29 protein-coding genes are annotated in these 15,759 nt (G+C 59.1%); 22 read left to right on the top strand and 7 right to left on the bottom strand.

Annotated features, from left to right (window positions below; all coding sequences use genetic code 11):
- Positions 1-233 precede the first annotated feature (233 nt).
- From VJS46_RS09795 to VJS46_RS09770, 6 genes are read right to left on the bottom strand one after another with little or no spacing between them, the layout of a single operon-like run.
- On the bottom strand, positions 234-518 hold the full coding sequence (locus VJS46_RS09795) for a hypothetical protein (RefSeq protein ID WP_324059848.1): 285 nt from the start codon (positions 516-518) through the stop codon (positions 234-236).
- Positions 508-1,977, bottom strand: coding sequence for an AAA family ATPase (locus tag VJS46_RS09790; protein ID WP_324059847.1), 1,470 nt, complete (start codon positions 1,975-1,977; stop codon positions 508-510). The genes VJS46_RS09795 and VJS46_RS09790 overlap by 11 nt, the downstream gene beginning before the upstream one ends.
- Positions 1,967-2,584, bottom strand: coding sequence for a hypothetical protein (locus VJS46_RS09785; protein WP_324059846.1), 618 nt, complete (start codon positions 2,582-2,584; stop codon positions 1,967-1,969). The genes VJS46_RS09790 and VJS46_RS09785 overlap by 11 nt, the downstream gene beginning before the upstream one ends.
- Positions 2,581-3,015, bottom strand: coding sequence for a hypothetical protein (locus tag VJS46_RS09780; RefSeq protein ID WP_324059845.1), 435 nt, complete (start codon positions 3,013-3,015; stop codon positions 2,581-2,583). Before VJS46_RS09780 ends, VJS46_RS09785 begins: the two co-directional genes overlap by 4 nt.
- The gene (locus VJS46_RS09775; protein ID WP_324059844.1) at positions 3,012-3,206 is read right to left on the bottom strand and encodes a hypothetical protein; all 195 of its coding nucleotides are present in this window, start codon (positions 3,204-3,206) and stop codon (positions 3,012-3,014) included. Before VJS46_RS09775 ends, VJS46_RS09780 begins: the two co-directional genes overlap by 4 nt.
- Complete coding sequence (locus VJS46_RS09770; RefSeq protein ID WP_324059843.1) at positions 3,203-3,517, bottom strand: hypothetical protein; 315 nt, start codon at positions 3,515-3,517, stop codon at positions 3,203-3,205. Before VJS46_RS09770 ends, VJS46_RS09775 begins: the two co-directional genes overlap by 4 nt.
- A gap of 445 nt (positions 3,518-3,962) precedes the next feature.
- Between VJS46_RS09770 and VJS46_RS09765 the strand changes: the two genes are divergently transcribed.
- The gene (locus tag VJS46_RS09765) at positions 3,963-4,163 is read left to right on the top strand and encodes a hypothetical protein (protein ID WP_324059842.1); all 201 of its coding nucleotides are present in this window, start codon (positions 3,963-3,965) and stop codon (positions 4,161-4,163) included.
- Here VJS46_RS09765 and VJS46_RS09760 read toward each other — a convergent pair.
- Entirely contained in the window at positions 4,160-4,357 is a 198-nt protein-coding gene (locus VJS46_RS09760) for a hypothetical protein (protein WP_324059908.1), read from the bottom strand. The two genes, VJS46_RS09765 and VJS46_RS09760, sit on opposite strands and share 4 nt — an antisense overlap.
- Here VJS46_RS09760 and VJS46_RS09755 point away from each other — a divergent pair.
- The 21 genes from VJS46_RS09755 to VJS46_RS09655 all read left to right on the top strand — a co-directional run bounded on the left by VJS46_RS09755 (position 4,335) and on the right by VJS46_RS09655 (position 15,653).
- A complete protein-coding gene (locus VJS46_RS09755; protein ID WP_324059841.1) occupies positions 4,335-4,754 on the top strand; it encodes a helix-turn-helix transcriptional regulator in 420 nt (139 codons plus the stop codon). The two genes, VJS46_RS09760 and VJS46_RS09755, sit on opposite strands and share 23 nt — an antisense overlap.
- A 550-nt stretch (positions 4,755-5,304) precedes the next feature.
- Positions 5,305-6,051: a hypothetical protein gene (locus tag VJS46_RS09750; protein ID WP_324059840.1), complete on the top strand. Its 747-nt coding sequence runs from the start codon at positions 5,305-5,307 to the stop codon at positions 6,049-6,051.
- Between the two features lies 1 nt (position 6,052).
- A complete protein-coding gene (locus tag VJS46_RS09745; RefSeq protein WP_324059839.1) occupies positions 6,053-6,253 on the top strand; it encodes a hypothetical protein in 201 nt (66 codons plus the stop codon).
- Positions 6,253-6,459 carry a hypothetical protein gene (locus tag VJS46_RS09740; protein ID WP_324059838.1) on the top strand — a complete coding sequence of 69 codons (207 nt, stop codon included), beginning with the start codon at positions 6,253-6,255 and terminating at the stop codon, positions 6,457-6,459. Before VJS46_RS09745 ends, VJS46_RS09740 begins: the two co-directional genes overlap by 1 nt.
- Before the next feature lie 2 nt (positions 6,460-6,461).
- The gene (locus VJS46_RS09735) at positions 6,462-6,764 is read left to right on the top strand and encodes a hypothetical protein (protein ID WP_324059837.1); all 303 of its coding nucleotides are present in this window, start codon (positions 6,462-6,464) and stop codon (positions 6,762-6,764) included.
- Entirely contained in the window at positions 6,764-6,916 is a 153-nt protein-coding gene (locus tag VJS46_RS09730; RefSeq protein WP_324059836.1) for a hypothetical protein, read from the top strand. The genes VJS46_RS09735 and VJS46_RS09730 overlap by 1 nt, the downstream gene beginning before the upstream one ends.
- Positions 6,913-7,095: a hypothetical protein gene (locus tag VJS46_RS09725; RefSeq protein WP_324059835.1), complete on the top strand. Its 183-nt coding sequence runs from the start codon at positions 6,913-6,915 to the stop codon at positions 7,093-7,095. The genes VJS46_RS09730 and VJS46_RS09725 overlap by 4 nt, the downstream gene beginning before the upstream one ends.
- A complete protein-coding gene (locus VJS46_RS09720; RefSeq protein ID WP_324059834.1) occupies positions 7,092-7,367 on the top strand; it encodes a hypothetical protein in 276 nt (91 codons plus the stop codon). The genes VJS46_RS09725 and VJS46_RS09720 overlap by 4 nt, the downstream gene beginning before the upstream one ends.
- Positions 7,364-7,801, top strand: a complete 438-nt coding sequence (locus tag VJS46_RS09715; RefSeq protein ID WP_324059833.1) for a hypothetical protein — start codon at positions 7,364-7,366, stop codon at positions 7,799-7,801. The genes VJS46_RS09720 and VJS46_RS09715 overlap by 4 nt, the downstream gene beginning before the upstream one ends.
- Positions 7,798-8,004, top strand: a complete 207-nt coding sequence (locus tag VJS46_RS09710; RefSeq protein WP_324059832.1) for a hypothetical protein — start codon at positions 7,798-7,800, stop codon at positions 8,002-8,004. The genes VJS46_RS09715 and VJS46_RS09710 overlap by 4 nt, the downstream gene beginning before the upstream one ends.
- Positions 8,005-8,007: 3 nt before the next feature.
- Positions 8,008-8,688, top strand: a complete 681-nt coding sequence (locus tag VJS46_RS09705; RefSeq protein WP_324059831.1) for a lambda exonuclease family protein — start codon at positions 8,008-8,010, stop codon at positions 8,686-8,688.
- The gene (locus VJS46_RS09700; RefSeq protein ID WP_324059830.1) at positions 8,685-9,335 is read left to right on the top strand and encodes a hypothetical protein; all 651 of its coding nucleotides are present in this window, start codon (positions 8,685-8,687) and stop codon (positions 9,333-9,335) included. The genes VJS46_RS09705 and VJS46_RS09700 overlap by 4 nt, the downstream gene beginning before the upstream one ends.
- 66 nt (positions 9,336-9,401) lie before the next feature.
- The gene (locus tag VJS46_RS09695) at positions 9,402-9,599 is read left to right on the top strand and encodes a hypothetical protein (RefSeq protein WP_324059829.1); all 198 of its coding nucleotides are present in this window, start codon (positions 9,402-9,404) and stop codon (positions 9,597-9,599) included.
- Positions 9,599-10,408 (top strand): hypothetical protein, encoded by an 810-nt coding sequence (locus VJS46_RS09690; protein WP_324059828.1) that lies wholly within the window; start codon positions 9,599-9,601, stop codon positions 10,406-10,408. The genes VJS46_RS09695 and VJS46_RS09690 overlap by 1 nt, the downstream gene beginning before the upstream one ends.
- 170 nt (positions 10,409-10,578) lie before the next feature.
- Positions 10,579-10,812, top strand: a complete 234-nt coding sequence (locus VJS46_RS09685) for a hypothetical protein (RefSeq protein ID WP_324059827.1) — start codon at positions 10,579-10,581, stop codon at positions 10,810-10,812.
- Entirely contained in the window at positions 10,805-11,575 is a 771-nt protein-coding gene (locus tag VJS46_RS09680; RefSeq protein WP_324059826.1) for a DUF5131 family protein, read from the top strand. Before VJS46_RS09685 ends, VJS46_RS09680 begins: the two co-directional genes overlap by 8 nt.
- A gap of 31 nt (positions 11,576-11,606) precedes the next feature.
- The gene (locus VJS46_RS09675) at positions 11,607-11,861 is read left to right on the top strand and encodes a hypothetical protein (RefSeq protein ID WP_324059825.1); all 255 of its coding nucleotides are present in this window, start codon (positions 11,607-11,609) and stop codon (positions 11,859-11,861) included.
- Positions 11,861-12,061 (top strand): hypothetical protein, encoded by a 201-nt coding sequence (locus VJS46_RS09670; protein WP_324059824.1) that lies wholly within the window; start codon positions 11,861-11,863, stop codon positions 12,059-12,061. The genes VJS46_RS09675 and VJS46_RS09670 overlap by 1 nt, the downstream gene beginning before the upstream one ends.
- A gap of 14 nt (positions 12,062-12,075) precedes the next feature.
- Entirely contained in the window at positions 12,076-13,095 is a 1,020-nt protein-coding gene (locus VJS46_RS09665) for a site-specific integrase (RefSeq protein ID WP_324059823.1), read from the top strand.
- Positions 13,096-13,161: 66 nt separating this feature from the next.
- Entirely contained in the window at positions 13,162-14,283 is a 1,122-nt protein-coding gene (locus VJS46_RS09660; RefSeq protein WP_324059822.1) for a hypothetical protein, read from the top strand.
- A complete protein-coding gene (locus tag VJS46_RS09655; RefSeq protein ID WP_324059821.1) occupies positions 14,280-15,653 on the top strand; it encodes a HAMP domain-containing sensor histidine kinase in 1,374 nt (457 codons plus the stop codon). The genes VJS46_RS09660 and VJS46_RS09655 overlap by 4 nt, the downstream gene beginning before the upstream one ends.
- Positions 15,654-15,759: the final 106 nt, after the last annotated feature.

Raw genomic sequence — 15,759 nt, 5'->3', positions numbered from 1 at the left:
CCGCGCCTCCGTTACGTCCTGAGATGATTTTGCCTCTGTGCTCGTCTGAGGCTGCCAAATTGGGCATCATTTCCCCCTGCATGCCTGCCACCTAACGATATCGCTACTTCCCCCCGTGACGCTCCACCGCAGTTCGTCCAAGCGCTCGACGTTGCGATATGTCCGGCCGTTCGCGAACTGGAGATCGGCGCGGGTGAGGTTGGGCGGGAGGTGGCCGGGGTTAGGGGGCATCGTCAGGCCTCCACCATTGCGACCTTGACCTTGCGGCCGCGCTTCCCCTGGACAGGCTTCCCCGGTTTCCTGCACGCGGCACAGCGGCGGGAAAACCCGTTCGTCCTGAGCGGCGTCTTCACCTCGAACGGGCTCTGGCAGTTGGCGCATTGCGTTGCCCAAACTAGTAGTTCGGTTTTCCTCCCGTCCCTGCGCCGGTAAGGCTCGACCCCGACCAGTTCGTATTGCTGCTCGTCGAGAAGGATGACGGTGCCGACAGTTGGCTGCTCGCTGAAATCAAAATCCATCTTCATCGCCCTCGCCAAAATTCAGGAACGGGTCATCCTCACCGATCGGCGGCGCCTCATCGATCCAGAGCGGGGTCACGTTCGAGGGTGGCGCGCCGCGGTTCAGGATCGGATTATCCGCCGCCAAGCTTTGGGTTGGTTTGTTGGGGACATTCTCGCCGGGAGCAACCGATGGGGACACTGATGGGGACATTTCTGGGGGTCCCTGTAGGGGGGCCCCAGAATGTCCCCTGTGTCCCCCAGCCTGATTTTTAGATGTCCCCTTATGTGTCCCCTGATGTCCCCTTGTCGGTTCGGCGGGTGCTTTATCCTGCCAGGTGCGCCATACATAATCACCAAAAACGCGCACAATTCCGTCGTTTTGTAGTCGCTCCCGGACCCGTTGGAATGACTTTTTTAAGCGCTGATATTCAGTGTCCCCTTGAGTGTCCCCATCTGTCCCCAAGGCATTTCTGTACTTCTGCCGCCAATCAACCAATCTGGTTACTTTACCAACGATCATCCGGTTAATTTCACCGTCCGGAATGTCGTTCGGAGGATAGAAGCCGGACTGCTCCAGCGTCTCATTGAGCATGCTCAAGGCGAGCCTCGCGCCATCCGGAAGCTTTGCGATTTTCGCCCCCACGTTGTCGCCACGCGGAGCAAGGTCCACGTCGGTTGCTTCGACAATGCATGAGGTTACGGGATCTCCATCCTCGTCCTGGCCAAGTTCCACGACCTTGAGCTTGAACAGCATTTCAATGCCGTCCTCGCCGTCCTTCTGCTTCGTGATACGTGCTTTCTTCGTCTCTCCTGCTTCCACGATGATGATGGTTTCCGCGCCGCCTTTGAGGCTCGAATGGCCGCGCGGCTCTTCGCTCTCGGCGTCCTTGGGTCGGTGGTGGACCGGCATGGTCAGGCATTCGAACTGGTTTGAAAGCCGCTGGCAGTTTGCGACGTAGCTTACCATGTCGTCGGTGTTTTCCTTGCCGGCGCCAAAGGTCTTCGAAATCGTGTCAACGACGATCAGGACTGCATTCTCGCCATAATGTTCTTCAGCGGTCCGGATCGCCTCGATCACGCGGTTCACGTCCGCATCGGGGGCCTGTAGGTCGACGCTGGTAGGGATGAGCGCGAAAGGCACCGATTTGACATCGTGGTGCCGCCTGAACGCTTCCACGCGGTTCCGGAGCCCTGAGACGCCTTCCGCGCAGATATAGACCACAAGGCCCTGTTTGACCTTGCGGCCGTGCCATTCCCAGCCCAGCGCGACGTGCAGCGACCAGTCCAAGGCGAGAAAGGTCTTGCCGCTTCCCGGGTGCCCGTACAGCACCGCCATGCCGGTTGACGGCAGGAGATGCTTGACAAGCCACAGGCCGGTCAGCTGCATTTCGATCTCGTCGAAATATTGCAGCGGAAGCGGCTGTGTCTCCCGCTGGTCCATGTCGCTGCGGTCCATGGAAATGATGTTACGCCGCATCCCGACGCATCCTCCCTGTTTTGATTTCCGGGATCCTTGGAGGCCGGGAGAGTTCGAGGCGTAGCGCCCGGGCAAATTTCGGGCTCGCCACGTCGATTGCGCGGAGGTCGCGCAGCGTCAGGCGGGCGTCGTCGGTCCAGTCAATGACGCATACGCCGCGGCCGCCGGCCCGCAGCCAGTCGAGCGGTGTAGCGTGCAGAAAGATCGAATGACTCTGGTCAAGGGCGGAACGGGCGTCGGCGATCTCGTCCATGCCGAGCGCCCAGCAATTGCCGACACGGGCATACCATGTGTCCGGTTGCGAAGGACGAAAGGCGATGAGGTCTATGATACATCCGTTTTCCATGGCTGGAATGATGATCGCGCGCGGCCCGGAATCAGTGGGGGTCCAGAAGTCGTTTCGGCCAGTCTCGATATTCGCGGCACCGACCAGGCTCTCACCGAACAGTTGAGGCGCTGGAATGCCGTGGCCGTGCAGCACTGTCATGTCGCGGGCGGACATCGCGTTCAACATCGCGTCGAACTCGCGGCGCAGCGGGTTGTGCTGCTCCGCCCTGTATTCGTTCAGGATCGCGCGCTGGTCGTGGTCGAACAGGTCGGCCGTCATAACCCCTCCCTGTCGATGAACGGAGCGCCAGAGCGCATCAGAAAATCGAGCGCGCTCTTCTCCTGCCGGAACACGCCGCAGAGATGACCTTGCCGAGTGTACATGTTGAGCCGGTCACGCTGGTTGGCATCAGGCATTTTTGTGCCGTCCTTGAACTCCAAGAAGGCCACACCACCGCAATGCCACGTACAGACGAGATCAAGGACGCCCGCCGTCAATCCCTCCCGCTTAGCTTTGCGCGCGGCCCATTGGCTGCGCTTGGCTGCGTTTGGCACCGCAAATATATTGACGGCGGGGCAGAGTATCTTCGCATCCCGGATGAATGCGGACTGGCGGGCGAGTTCGTCACGAGGATCTGTGTCCTTGGGATCGATCCACCAATCAAGATCCGCATCATCTTCGTCTAGAAGGGCGGCAAATGCGTCCGTCATATCATCCGCCCCCGATAGGCCAGCTCATCCGCCAGCAATTGCGCGCAGAGCTTCACCGGCACGCGATGGGTGCGGGCAAGGCCTTCCGCCGTAAACTGGTCCAGCGACCGCGCACCGGACAGCAGCATTTTAAGCTGCGCCCTTGCCCCCGCCGCCGAAATGGCGTCCGTGTCTGCCTTGCGGACCCTCATGCTGCCAAATCCCCCCATCCAGGGCGACCCAGCCTGTGATGATAGCGCGCGATGGCCTTGAGCAGCCGCCTGCTTCCATCCTCCGCATCTGCTCGGGCGCGGCGCTCCATTTCCATATTGGGCCGCTCGTTTACGTTAGATGGCTCTTTGTCGAGATTGGGGCCAACGCGGCTACCGCGCGATAAGGTCTTGCGAACTGCCGTGACTTTTGCCCATGCGGCAATCATCGTGTCATCAGTGACGTAGCCGCACATCTGTCTGATGAGCGCCCTGGTTTCGGGGTGCATGGTCGTGCTGCGCAAGCCTCCCATTCTTAACCTTTCCTTATGATCATGGTTTCCAGATTAGATTAATGTTCTACTATGAAGCACTTGTATTAACGCGCTTTTTTGCAGGCGCGAACGGGTATAATTTAAGGCTTATGGACGAATCGGAACTTAGTGTGATCGAATGTGTCGGCGGCCCCGGCGTGGGGATCTTCGAGGCCGCCGACACTGCGACCCGGCTGCTCTGTGGCAGCGTGGGAAATTATGGCGTGACCGCGCGCCGTTGCGGGGTTTGCGGTCACGCCTTGCGCCGTAGAGGCAGGTCCGGCGCAATCAGTGAGATTGAGAATGGCGCTCATGCCGCCGCACCAAAAGGTAAACGGTTGTTAAACCTCGAATATTTGTTGCAGTTTGTTGACAGCCGAACCGCCAAGGAAGACCATATCCAAAATAGGAATCGGGTCGATCCACCAAAAAAGCGGGGTACGGGATGGCTGAAATTCTGCTTGTCGAAACATTGCCCTATGTCGAGGCGCGCGGCGGTCTGTTCCATGTCCATATCGAGGGGCGCGACATGGCTTTTACGCCCCACATGTTTCTGGCCTGCATGCAGCTCGCACAGCGCACCTATGCAGAATGGGCCAGAGGGCAATGTGAGGTCGTCAGGGATGCGGCGACGGCAGGGCATTAGGCGGCCCTCTCCAGTTCTTCCAATTTTCGGAGAGCCTTTTGGAAAGTGTCTAATCTCGGGAAGGAATTGCCTTCCTCAATTTCAGCAAGCCGATTGCCGCCGCCAAACAGGAGCCGTGAGACGGTTTTTGTCGAACACTCGCGCCGTCTGGCATATGCGTGGACACGTTCGATGAAATCATTGATGTCTGACATAGGCGCACCATGTAGTTTTCTACATCGCCCGTCAAGTAGAAAGCTACACTCACGCCATGTAGTGCCGTGGTGGCATCATCCAGCTATGGATGTGAGGGACAGAATCAGGCAGATTATTGAGGCCAACCCAGAACTTTCGTTCGCGGGGGTGTCGAAGGCGGCCGGCCTATCGGATAGCGCCGTGCATAAATTTTGCACCAGGCAAGTCCAATCCATGACCCTTGGCAACATCGAGAAGGTGGCTGCGGCGTTGGGAATGTCCTTGGTAGAACTGCTTTCGCCGGATGAAAATGACCGGAAGGCTGAAGCTGAAGTGATAGAAATTTGGGACCATATACCGCTGGAACGCCGGGAACAGGCCAAGGATATCCTAAAGACGTTTGCGACGGGGGAATAATGCGGACAGGAGCAATCGCGTTGGTTATGCTGCTATCGGCATGCGGGGATGCAAGAGATGATTACAGCAGAACGATGGCCGCTGATGCACAGCGGCGCGTTGGCGCAACTGAATCGGACCTTGAGGATCTAAAGCGTCGAATAACTACAATGGAGGAGAGGCAGGGCGCAACGTATGAACTGGCGAAGGCGACATACGATGCCCACGAGAGCCTAAGAAAGACCTTCAATAAGAATGTCGATATAGACAACCGCCGTAGTGACGCCATCGACACCCAATTGGGGAATTGTGGTAAGCAGTGGATACAAGGCGATCAAGGTTGGGTCACGGTTAATCGCGATTGCTCCAAGCTCCCAGCAAAAAAATAACCCCACACCCACACGATTTCCGGATACCTATCCCCGCTTCGGCGGGGTTTTTCGTGCCTGCGCGGAGACAATGTAAAAAACTACATTTACCGCTTGACGTGTAGAAAACTACATCATAACATCCCCCCATCAGCCACCCGATCTCCTCGGACGAAGACGGTGGCGCAACGATGGGGAATGTGATGACAGAGATAGCGCAGACCGCAGCAGAAGCCTTCGCCCGCTACGAAGCGGCTTTTAAGGAAGATCGCCTCATTCAGGTGAGATGGCATAAAGAACAGGATGGTCGCCATCTCGCCTGTGCGCTGGGCGTCCTGGGTGACGCTGTGGATGGTCCGAACAAGTGTCCGGCCACGATCATGCCGCGCTGGCTTGCGCAAATGGTTCCCACATTCTTCGACCGTCAGAAATTCGATGATGCGAAGGATTGGGGCCTGCGCTTCTATGCTGCGCTTGACCGGATCGGCGGCAATGTCCCGTTCAGCGTTGTCCACGACTGGCAGGCCAATACGGTTTGCGTTTTAGGCATTGACGCGGCGAAACTTCGCAACCGCGACACTGCCCCACATGAAGCCCTGAAGGCGCTACACGAACGCTCGCTGGCTGGCGAGAAGATCAGCGCGGACGAATGGAAGCCGGTGCTTAAAAACGTCTACGCCTACGCCTACGCCAACACCCACGCCTACGCCTACGCCTACGCCAACGCCTACGCCTACGCCTACGCCAACGCCCACGCCTACGCCTACGCCTACGCCGACGCCTACACCAACGCCTACACCAACGCCTACGCCAACGCCTACGCCTACGCCAACGCCTACGCCTACGCCGACGCCTACGCCTGGAAGCGTCTGGCTGCCTACGCCTACGCCTGGAAGCATCTGGCTGACGGCATGGTCGATGCACTCAACCGCGTACCCGTGAAAGCCTGACATGACCGACCAACTAACCCGCCTTTCCGAAATGCGCCGAGGACTTGAGGTGATGGACGGTGAACTAGAGGGTATCGACATCACGGCAGAACTTGACGTCGCGATTGACGCCCTCGCCGCCGCCGAAATGTGCATCGAGAACGCCCGCCATGACCGGCGCTGGGGCGTGTTTGGCAAGCCTGAGATGGAATGGAGGGTGTGATGCCAGCCAACAACGAACGCTTTCTCGTCCTCGGCGCGCTCCGCAACATCGCGCAAGATTTGTTCGCGGCGAGCAGGACGACCGAGGGATGCCGCGCGCTGTGGATATTGGGCGAACTGCTCGACCGGCGCGACGTGCCACGGTCGGCGGTGAAGGAAATCAGGGCGCTGTCGGCTCTTGCCGCTGGCCCGCAGGAATGGAGGTAAACATGAAACTCAGCGACTATTTCAACGCGCAGTGCGACCAGCACGAGCTAAAGAGCATCTGCGTGAGTCACGACCGTTATGGCGTTGGCATAACCTATCACGCCTATGCTCACTGGAACGGCGAGCCGTCAGGAAAATGTGCTTCTGCCTATGGTGACACGCCCGAGGAAGCGATCGCCAAGGCCGTAGCAGAGGCGAACGCGCTGCGTGGTCGCGGGGTTGTGATCCCTGATGCGCTTGAGGTGGAGCCGACCGGCTTCCCGCCGCTGCCAACCGGCAAGCCTCCGCATGGGGTTTACGGGTGATGACCAACGACCAGATCACCTTGCTTGAGGACAAGCTGAACATTTGGCGCGAGGCGTCCAAGACCGGCACATTCGAACTGCGCGACTATTACCGCCGTTGCGCCGACGCCCTTGAGGAATGCCTCCATGAAGCAATCGAAGGGAAAGCATGATGAACAGCGAAGGTTTTCGCGTTGGCGATTTCCTGATCGAGTGGCGCGATGATGAAACGGTCCAGATCACCAATACGCGATATGGCCGTTACGCGATGATGCGCAGCCTGGACTTCGAGCACTTTCTTAACGCCATGGTCGAGACTGCTGAACTTTCGGTGCGGGAGGCAATGTCATGACCCACTACCCCAACGGCTTTGTGCCTGACATCGAATGCAAGCGCTGCGATGGCAATGGCTGGATCGAGGTCCGCCGCCACGGCATTCTGCGCGGTTTGCATCAGGAGGATTGCCCGGACTGCTGCGGTCACGGTTGGCGTCCCATGACGCAAGACGAGATCGAAGACGCTGCCGCCGATGCATTCAGCGACATGTGCGAGGGCGAACCGCCTATGACCGCGCAGGAACGTCACGAGGCGGCATTCCGCCAGAAGCAGGAGCTGCGGAAATGAGCAACCTAACCAAATTCACAGAAGAAGATATTGCTGTCGGCCCCGTTCTAGGTCCGGAATATCGCGCCAGCAACAGAATGGCCGAAGCGATGCTTGAGAAATTTCAAGCGGAGCACCTGAGGCCGCTCGTCGACGAGTTCGCCGATAAATTCCGTGAAAAGCTGTGGGATGATGTGCGCGACTGGCTTTTGTCCGATGCTGAGATGAACGTTGCCGGGGAAGTCCGGCACATGGTTGAGCAAACCATAAGTGCCCTGCTGGCCGGTGAAGAATGGGCCATGAACCGATACCCCTATGCGGACTATAGCAAGGGCGAAAGGGTACGTGCCGCTGTCTGCAAGCATGGCGGCGATACCATTCTTTCCCGCCGCATCGCCGATCTTGAGGCCGAATTGGCCAAGAAAGAGGAAACGATCAAATGGATGCGTCGATGACCCCCTGGGCCAACCCGGCGAGCTATCAGGAGCGGCCTGTCGTCAGCGATAGCGCGGAGAAGAATGCCGCAATCGTGGATGAAATTCTCGCGATGCTTGGCGAACCCATACCGGACGAACCCATGGACCGAACCAGCAAGCTCGTGCTGCTTGGGTGCGCGTTCGCCATGGGCGTGTTTATCGCGCTTCAGATTGGAGGGTGAGGGATGGGTATCGCATACCACAAGGACTTGATCCAGGGTTCGGATGACTGGCTTGCTCAGAGATGCGGGCTTTTGACCGCCAGTGAAATGAAGCTGATCATCACGCCGACGCTCAAAGTCGCAAACAACGACAAGACGCGGGCACATTGCTTTGAGCTGCTGTTCCAGCGCCTCACCGGCTATGTCGAGCCGGTGTACGTCTCGGACGATATGCTACGCGGCCAAGATGATGAGATTGAGGCGCGGCTGCAATATTCCAAGCACTTCGCGCCCGTCGCCGAAGTTGGCTTCATCACCAACGATAGCTGGGGATTCACCATCGGATACAGTCCGGACGGGCTAGTCGGGGACGATGGCCTGATCGAGTGCAAATCCCGGCGCGGCAAATATCAGGTCCAGACCATCGCGGAGGACAAGGTTCCCGACGATTACATGATCCAGATACAAACTGGATTGCTGGTGACGGGCCGGAAATGGTGCGATTTTATCAGCTATAGCGGCGGGCTTCCGATGTTCGTCAAGCGCGTCGAACCCGAACCGGATATTCAGGACGCCATCATTCAGGCTGCGATAGCCTTTGAAAAACGCATTGTTGAAACCGAGCGCGAATACCGCGCGACATTGGCCGCTATGTCGAAGCTTATTCCGACCGAGCGGCGGGTAGTTCAGGAGATGTACGTATGAACGATATGTCGCCAGTCATCGTCCCGCGTAGCGATCAGATATCCGCTGATGACCTGATCGCTGGACCCCTTACCATCCGCATAGGCGATGTCGATATCCGGCCTGGCACTGAGCAGCCGGTGACGATACACTATGACGGTGACAATGGCCGCCCGTGGAAGCCATGCAAATCCATGTGCCGTGTCCTTGTGGCAGCATGGGGGCCGGACGCGAAGCTCTATGTTGGCCGATCGGTCACGCTCTACCGTGACCCGACCGTCAAATGGGGCGGCATGGAAGTGGGTGGCATTCGCATCAGCCACATGAGCCATATCGACCGGGATATGGTGATGGCTCTTACCGCGACACGTGGCAAGCGCACGCCGCACACCGTCAAGCCGTTGGCTGCACAACAGCGGGCCGACAAAGCCGCCGAATGGGCATCGGAACACATATTAGCGCTAGGCATGATCGACGACCTGGACGCACTAGAGGCCCATATCGCATCGGGCGCGAAGGCAATGACCAAACTGGCAGCACAGCGCCCGGAACTGCATCAGCAGGTGACGGACGCTTACGCTGTACGGCGCGACATGCTGGCAACAGAAGGACCGGCAGACGAACAGCGCGGCGAGGGTTTTGTCGACGATGACGACGACGAATTTTGATCGTCCGCATCCATGAGTTGAGCGGCGGCAAATAGCACCCCGCCGACCCTAACAGGGAGAACCACCATGTTCATATCACGCAAGAAGCATGAGGCCATTGTGAAGGATCTTCATCAGGAGGTCCGCGCCCTTGACGCACTGGCCGCGGAATACAAGCGCGAGCGGGATGCGGCTCGGATCGAAGCTGCTGCCAATGCGGAGGACGCGGGGAAATACCGCCGCAGCAAGGCGAACCTGAAGCAGTTTCGGAAGGAGGGGGTGTGATGGGGGCGCCTTTTGAAGCATATGGCCGCGAGCCGAAAATGCCGCTGTGGGCGAAACTGCTCGGTGCAACCTATTGGACCGGTGACAGCTCGGTGCGAACCAAGATCGGGGAGATTGGCTACCGCTATAGGACGGTAGCCTGCAAGGCGGTGTTCTATGGCGACATGATTGATGGCGACCGCCCATCGCTAATGCTGGGCTTTGGCTTCTTCACATGGTTCGCGCCGATGCCGCTATGGACCCGGCGCTTTTTCCGGGGCGGCGACTGTGGAATGGACCGCCCGTCGTACGGCTTCAGTTCATCCGAGGAAGCATTACACCTGCATTGGGGCAAGCGGTCCAAGATGTTCTGGTGGCCGTGGGGGCTAGAGCATATCCGCACCGAGTATCTAGGGACAGATATGCGATGGCACGATGACCGAAGCCACCCAGATGCCACAGGGTCGCGCAAGCATCCAAACCCGATGCACCGCTACACAGGCCCAATCGGCCCGGAGAAGTGGAACGAGGTTCACCCTTACCGCTACATGCTCCAGTCGGGCCAAGTGCAGGAAGTCGAGGCGACCATAACCCGCCGTCGTGCCTTTCATGGCAGACAATGGTTCGGCCCGCTCCGTTTCCGGCGCCTGCTGCGTTCGATCATGCCCAAGCGCGTGTTTGACAGAATCGACGTGCAGTTCAGCGACGAGGTTGGAGAGCGCGCTGGAAGCTGGAAGGGCGGCTGCATCGGTTGCAGTTACGATATTAAGCCGGAGGAAAGCCCCCGCGCTGCGCTCATGAGGATGCAGCGGGATCGACGTTTTCGATAACCAATCAACAGGGAGTGGCCGGTTCCCAACAAGACCGGCCACAGAATTTCGATGACCCCACCAACCCCCCGAGCGCGCTTTTACGCGGCGCGCATACACGAATGGAAGCGCCATGTGCAGTTGAAGGGCCACAGGGCGACGATTGAGCCGGTTAGTAGGAAGGTGGCGAAGTGACGTACTATGCCAATTCCAAGCAAGTCCTCCACGGCAAGGCGCACGTCTGCGATGCGGTGGATGAGGTATGGGCGGCGCGGATCGTGGGGGCTTTGAACGCACCGGATCGGATGGCCGATCATTTGGACGCAGAAGCCGCGCGCCGTCCACGTAGGCGACAGTTCACGAGAGGGATCATGTTCGCCGCGCAGGAAGTCCGGGCGCGGTTTTGGGAGGATGGTAATGGGTGACGTCACCAAAATTGAATGGGCTGACGCGACCTTTAACCCCTGGATAGGCTGCACCGAAGTCAGCCCCGCGTGCGACAATTGCTATGCGCGAGGGATGATGGATGAGCGCTACAGGCGTGTCACATGGGGACCGGGCGAGGATCGAGTTCGCACTTCCAAGAGAAATTGGGCGAAGCCTCGCAAATGGAACCGGGAGGCTGCCATCACAGGGATGCGACCATTCGTTTTTTGCGCCAGCTTGGCCGACGTGTTCGACAACGAGGTTGATCCAGCATGGCGCTACGACTTGATGCAGCTTATCGAGACCACGCCGAACCTGGTATGGCTGCTGCTGACCAAACGCATCGGCAACGTGATCCGGATGACCGATGCGATGCATGGACACCGCCCCCTCCCGTGTAATGTCGCCATCGGGGCGACAATGGCCAACCAGTTTGAATATGACCGCGATCGACGGAAGTTGGCGGAGCTCAAGCAGCAACGCGGTCCTTTATTCACATTCGGCAGCTTCGAGCCACTTCTAGGGCTGATCCTGATGGATAACAGCGCGCCGGACTGGATCATCGTTGGCGGTGAAAGTGGCAAGAGCGCCCGCCCGATGAATCTGGATTGGGCAAGATCAATGCGCGACCAGTCGCACCGGCTTGGGCGAATTTTCAACTTCAAGCAGGTTGGCGGTCGTGGTGCCGACAAGGGCGGGCACGAACTGGACGGACGGACGCACTTTGATCGTCCCGCCGTGCCGATGTTGGCCACGCAATGACCGCCCGGGCGCGCATGTGGGAGGAATGAGGATGAAGCACAAATTAGCAATTGCAGCCGCTCTGTTTTTAGCGGGCTGTTCCGACCCGAATGAGGCTCGCCGCACGGCTGAATCTTACGGGTTCAAGAACGTCCAGACGACCGGCTACCGCTGGACCGGATGCGGCCAGGATGATGATGTGCGCACAGGCTTCACCGCTACCGCGCCCAGCGGCCAGCAAGTGACCGGCGTTGTTTGCTCCAACTGGTCGCCGTTCGGGAAATCCAGCACCGTGAGGATAGATTGATGACCGCCCCCGCGCGCATCAGCCAGGCCGATATGGAGCGCGCCGCAAAGGCCGTGAAGGCGGCGGGGATCGAGCGCGCGCGGATCGTTATGGATTTGGAGAAGCAGACAATCGAAGTCATCATTGGCGAATCGGAAGATGCGCCCGCTACGTCAAGCGATTGGCGCAAAAACCAGCCTCTCTATTCAGGACAGGGATAATGCGCAGGAAGGGATTGCCATACACCAAAACCGTCCGCTCCAAAGGCAAGGTCTATGTCTATTTCGACACGGGCGAAAAGGACCAGCGCGGCAACATCATTTACAAGCCGCTCCCGCCACAATCCGACGCGAAATTCGGGACCGTCTATGCCGCAATGCTTGGGCACCGATCCCGCCATTCCATGCCAAGCGTTTTGACCGCAGCAGAACTGGTCGGGAAATATCAGGCCAGCGCGCAATTCGCCAGGCTGGCGGCCTCAACACAGAAGCTCTATCGTATTTACCAAGGGCGCTTTGTCACCATGCTCCCGACTGCGCCAGCCGGAGAGATTGAGCGCAGCGACATCGTGGCGTTGTTCGACAGGATGGGAGGCACGCCGGGAGCCGCTAACATGCTCATCGCCTCAGTCTCCGCTCTGTACCGCTGGGGCAGGCGGGGCGGACTGGTGGCGAACCGTCCGACCGATGACATAGACCCGAACGAACTTGGCGAGCATGAGCCTTGGCCGCAGGAGCTTCTCAATGCGGCGCTGGCGAGCGATGACGACACACTGCGTCTTGCCGTGCATCTGCTCTATTACACGGCGCAGAGGATCGGGGACGTGGCCGCAATGCGCTGGTCGATGATCAGCGACGGGGTGATAACGATGCGCCAGCAGAAGACGCGCAAGGACATGATCATACCCCTGCATCCGGCGCTTGTGCGCGAACTGGACCGCCACAGCCGGGATCTACGCACCATTCTGTTGAATGGCGGGAAGGCGTTTAACGAATCGAGCCTGCGCCGCCTTATCCAGAATTGGGCAAAGGAGCAGGGGCAGAAGATTGTCCCGCATGGCCTCCGCAAGAACGCAGTCAATGCGCTTCTGGAAGAAGGATGCACGGTTGCCCAGACGGCGGCGATCAGTGGCCAGTCCATGCAGATGGTCGAGCACTATGCCAAACTGCGAAACCAGGCTTCACTGGCCCGTTCAGCCATGAAATTATGGAGCGGAACGGAAAGTGAATCTTCAAACCGAATGGAAAACCATTAAGAAAAGGGCGGAAAAGCGTGACTTGTCGTTTAGGGCAAATTAACCACAGAGCCCTAAGGTGTAATTATGACTGCCCGCAATCATCAGCCGGATGGAGGATTTTCCGCCCGTTCCAGCGGCGTTTTTGCGCCCGGCGGACACGACGCGGCGCACCTTAGCCGGCATCTTCTTGATCTGACCGACATTTTCCGGGCAAATGACCGGAAAATGCCCGATGCCATGGTGACCGAGATGCGGCGCCATCTGGAAGGCTGCGTGACGACGGTCGAAACCGGCATGCTGTTCGCCCTTCGCGCCAAGGCAGGCGAAATAGCTTCCTTGCTGCCCGATGCCGTGGACACACTTGGCCACGGCTATAGCTGGCGGGCCATTCAGCTACACCCGGAACTGGCAGGTCCGGAACTTGTGGCGCATATGCGGCATCGCGCCTGCATTTCCATTCTCGCGCGCAAGGGCGGCAGCGTCACGCCTGACGGGCCTGCGGAGACAGATCTTTCCTGGCTGCTCGACGACCCGGACCGATCCATTGCCGACGCGGCTCTTGCTCTCTTCCTGACGGAAAACCGCTGGGCGGAGCCGGATCAGGAGTTTGTGCTGGTTCGTGCCGATGTCCCGGCTGAAATCTATGCCGATCTCGTCTGGACGGTCGCTGCCATTCTGGCAGGGGCTCTTACCCGCACGGGTATCGCTTCCGGGCGCAAGATCGATACCCTGATGGGTGAGATCGGTACCGCCATGCTGCGCCAATATGACGAGGAAAAGGGCCCATTTGCGCTGGCCATGAAATTGGCCCGGCTGATCAGGGACAGGCGGGACGGCTCCGCAAACCAGGTCCAGGCGCTCGGCCAACGGCGTTACCTTCTGCTCATGGCCTTCATTTCGCTAAAGCAGGACGTGCCGCTCGACCGGCTGTTCGCCCTGCTTTGCAGCGAGGATCCCGAGCTTCTGCTCGCCATCATGCGGCGTCAAGATTTGGCCGGCGATGAGGCGAGCCGGCTGTTGCTGGACCTGCAGATGATCCGGGGTGATCTTACCGACGCGAAGCTGATCGATCTTGCTCGGCAATATGGTGTCTTGGAGCGGGAGCAGGCCGAAAAGGACGCAGCGGCGGTGCTGCTGCCACAGACTTATCGCGACAAGTCGGCCATGCTCTACGGCGTTGGCTTGCCGGGACGGACGGCAAAATGAGTGCCTTGCCCGCCGGGCAGGCGGCAATCCAGGCGGTTGTAAATTCGCAAGGTGAACTGGTTTCAGCCGATCCCCTGCTCATGAATCTTCATTTGCGGGCGGGAGGGGAGGAGGGCGGACCACTCGCCATACCGCAACTGGCGGCGCTGGCGAGATTGGCCCTGCGCCTCAACACGCTCATTTCCCGTCCCGTCATCGCAGCCGACCGGGACGCCGACATCGACATGTGGGTGCGTGCCCGTCCCGACCATGGAATGGTGACTCTGACGATCGCCGACTGGAAGGAACGTGACGCCGAGCCACCCAGCCCTGTTATAGAGCAGGAACGGCAGGCGGACCTTGTCCGGGCGTCGGAGGGCTGGAACTGGCGGATCGACGGCGAACTTCGCTTTCTGGCCATGCCCCGCACCGCTCCCGCCACCAATGGAGAAAATTGGCCTGAGGCGGGAACGCTCCTGACGCACTTCTTCAGGCTTGAAGAAGGCGAAGATCATCAATTTCCCATTTTGAAGGCGATGGCGGAGCGCGTTCCGTTTCTCGACCAGCACGCAGCCGTGCGCGAGCGGCCGCAGGAGCGTTATGTCCTGTCCGGCTTTCCCATTTTCGATGCGCATGGTTCCTTGGTCGGATATCGTGGCAAAGCGGCGGCCGCCGGAATCCCCGCAGCCCAAGGGACGCCGACGCCCGAACAGGGGGCTTATGCCCATATGTTCGGGCAGCGCCTGGATCGCGCATTGCGTAAGCCGCTAGGCCGGATCATCGCCAATGCTGAAACGATCAGCGGCCAGTTGCAGGGGCCATTGCGGCGGGATTATGCCGCCTATGCCAGCGACATTGCCGCTGCGGGTCGGCATCTTATGGAACTGGTCGATGATCTGGCGGATCTCCAGGCCATAGAGCGGCCCGATTTCAATCCCGTCATGGAGGACATTGACCTAGCCGACATCGCCCGGCGTACTGCGGGGCTGCTCGGTGTAAAGGCATCCGACCGCAAGATCAGGATCGAAGCGCCGGGGCCTGAGGAGAGCCTGCCCGCTACCGGAGAATTTCGACGCTCCCTTCAAATACTGGTGAATCTGGTCGGCAATGCGATTCGCTATGCACCTGAGGCTTCCCTGGTTCAAATCCAGTGCGAACAGGGTGAGGAATGGGCCAAGGTCATCGTGGCGGATGAAGGCGGGGGAATTGATCCTGAGGATCGGGAAAAGATATTCGACAAGTTCGAGCGGCTAGGCCGCGACGACGCAGGAGGAAGCGGCCTCGGTCTCTATATTTCCCGCCGTTTGGCGCGTGCGATGCAAGGTGATTTGACTGTTGAAGGCACGACTGGAAAGGGCGCCCGCTTCATCCTGCGGCTGAAGGCACGGTAGCGGGATTCTTAGAGTGATTTCGAAGCAGGTGGAATCACCTGCTGGCTCGGAAATCACGGAAAACAAAGTCTCCCTAGAGGCATTCCGGTTCAATCAGAACCGGAAT

Origin of the sequence: Rhizorhapis sp., from assembly GCF_035276005.1 — a bacterium.
Classification (GTDB): Bacteria; Pseudomonadota; Alphaproteobacteria; order Sphingomonadales; family Sphingomonadaceae; genus Rhizorhapis.
Note: the sequence above shows the minus strand (reverse complement) of the source record. Positions and strands in the feature narration are given on the sequence as shown.

Bases quoted from the DNA above. Each gene is read 5' to 3' on its own strand.
- VJS46_RS09795 (WP_324059848.1), bottom strand. From the start codon at position 518: ATGGATTTTGATTTCAGCGAGCAGCCAACTGTCGGCACCGTCATCCTT.
- VJS46_RS09790 (WP_324059847.1), bottom strand. From the start codon at position 1,977: ATGCGGCGTAACATCATTTCCATGGACCGCAGCGACATGGACCAGCGG.
- VJS46_RS09785 (WP_324059846.1), bottom strand. From the start codon at position 2,584: ATGACGGCCGACCTGTTCGACCACGACCAGCGCGCGATCCTGAACGAA.
- VJS46_RS09780 (WP_324059845.1), bottom strand. From the start codon at position 3,015: ATGACGGACGCATTTGCCGCCCTTCTAGACGAAGATGATGCGGATCTT.
- VJS46_RS09775 (WP_324059844.1), bottom strand. From the start codon at position 3,206: ATGAGGGTCCGCAAGGCAGACACGGACGCCATTTCGGCGGCGGGGGCA.
- VJS46_RS09770 (WP_324059843.1), bottom strand. From the start codon at position 3,517: ATGGGAGGCTTGCGCAGCACGACCATGCACCCCGAAACCAGGGCGCTC.
- VJS46_RS09765 (WP_324059842.1), top strand. From the start codon at position 3,963: ATGGCTGAAATTCTGCTTGTCGAAACATTGCCCTATGTCGAGGCGCGC.
- VJS46_RS09755 (WP_324059841.1), top strand. From the start codon at position 4,335: ATGAAATCATTGATGTCTGACATAGGCGCACCATGTAGTTTTCTACAT.
- VJS46_RS09760 (WP_324059908.1), bottom strand. From the start codon at position 4,357: ATGTCAGACATCAATGATTTCATCGAACGTGTCCACGCATATGCCAGA.
- VJS46_RS09750 (WP_324059840.1), top strand. From the start codon at position 5,305: ATGACAGAGATAGCGCAGACCGCAGCAGAAGCCTTCGCCCGCTACGAA.
- VJS46_RS09745 (WP_324059839.1), top strand. From the start codon at position 6,053: ATGACCGACCAACTAACCCGCCTTTCCGAAATGCGCCGAGGACTTGAG.
- VJS46_RS09740 (WP_324059838.1), top strand. From the start codon at position 6,253: ATGCCAGCCAACAACGAACGCTTTCTCGTCCTCGGCGCGCTCCGCAAC.
- VJS46_RS09735 (WP_324059837.1), top strand. From the start codon at position 6,462: ATGAAACTCAGCGACTATTTCAACGCGCAGTGCGACCAGCACGAGCTA.
- VJS46_RS09730 (WP_324059836.1), top strand. From the start codon at position 6,764: ATGACCAACGACCAGATCACCTTGCTTGAGGACAAGCTGAACATTTGG.
- VJS46_RS09725 (WP_324059835.1), top strand. From the start codon at position 6,913: ATGATGAACAGCGAAGGTTTTCGCGTTGGCGATTTCCTGATCGAGTGG.
- VJS46_RS09720 (WP_324059834.1), top strand. From the start codon at position 7,092: ATGACCCACTACCCCAACGGCTTTGTGCCTGACATCGAATGCAAGCGC.
- VJS46_RS09715 (WP_324059833.1), top strand. From the start codon at position 7,364: ATGAGCAACCTAACCAAATTCACAGAAGAAGATATTGCTGTCGGCCCC.
- VJS46_RS09710 (WP_324059832.1), top strand. From the start codon at position 7,798: ATGACCCCCTGGGCCAACCCGGCGAGCTATCAGGAGCGGCCTGTCGTC.
- VJS46_RS09705 (WP_324059831.1), top strand. From the start codon at position 8,008: ATGGGTATCGCATACCACAAGGACTTGATCCAGGGTTCGGATGACTGG.
- VJS46_RS09700 (WP_324059830.1), top strand. From the start codon at position 8,685: ATGAACGATATGTCGCCAGTCATCGTCCCGCGTAGCGATCAGATATCC.
- VJS46_RS09695 (WP_324059829.1), top strand. From the start codon at position 9,402: ATGTTCATATCACGCAAGAAGCATGAGGCCATTGTGAAGGATCTTCAT.
- VJS46_RS09690 (WP_324059828.1), top strand. From the start codon at position 9,599: ATGGGGGCGCCTTTTGAAGCATATGGCCGCGAGCCGAAAATGCCGCTG.
- VJS46_RS09680 (WP_324059826.1), top strand. From the start codon at position 10,805: ATGGGTGACGTCACCAAAATTGAATGGGCTGACGCGACCTTTAACCCC.
- VJS46_RS09675 (WP_324059825.1), top strand. From the start codon at position 11,607: ATGAAGCACAAATTAGCAATTGCAGCCGCTCTGTTTTTAGCGGGCTGT.
- VJS46_RS09670 (WP_324059824.1), top strand. From the start codon at position 11,861: ATGACCGCCCCCGCGCGCATCAGCCAGGCCGATATGGAGCGCGCCGCA.
- VJS46_RS09660 (WP_324059822.1), top strand. From the start codon at position 13,162: ATGACTGCCCGCAATCATCAGCCGGATGGAGGATTTTCCGCCCGTTCC.
- VJS46_RS09655 (WP_324059821.1), top strand. From the start codon at position 14,280: ATGAGTGCCTTGCCCGCCGGGCAGGCGGCAATCCAGGCGGTTGTAAAT.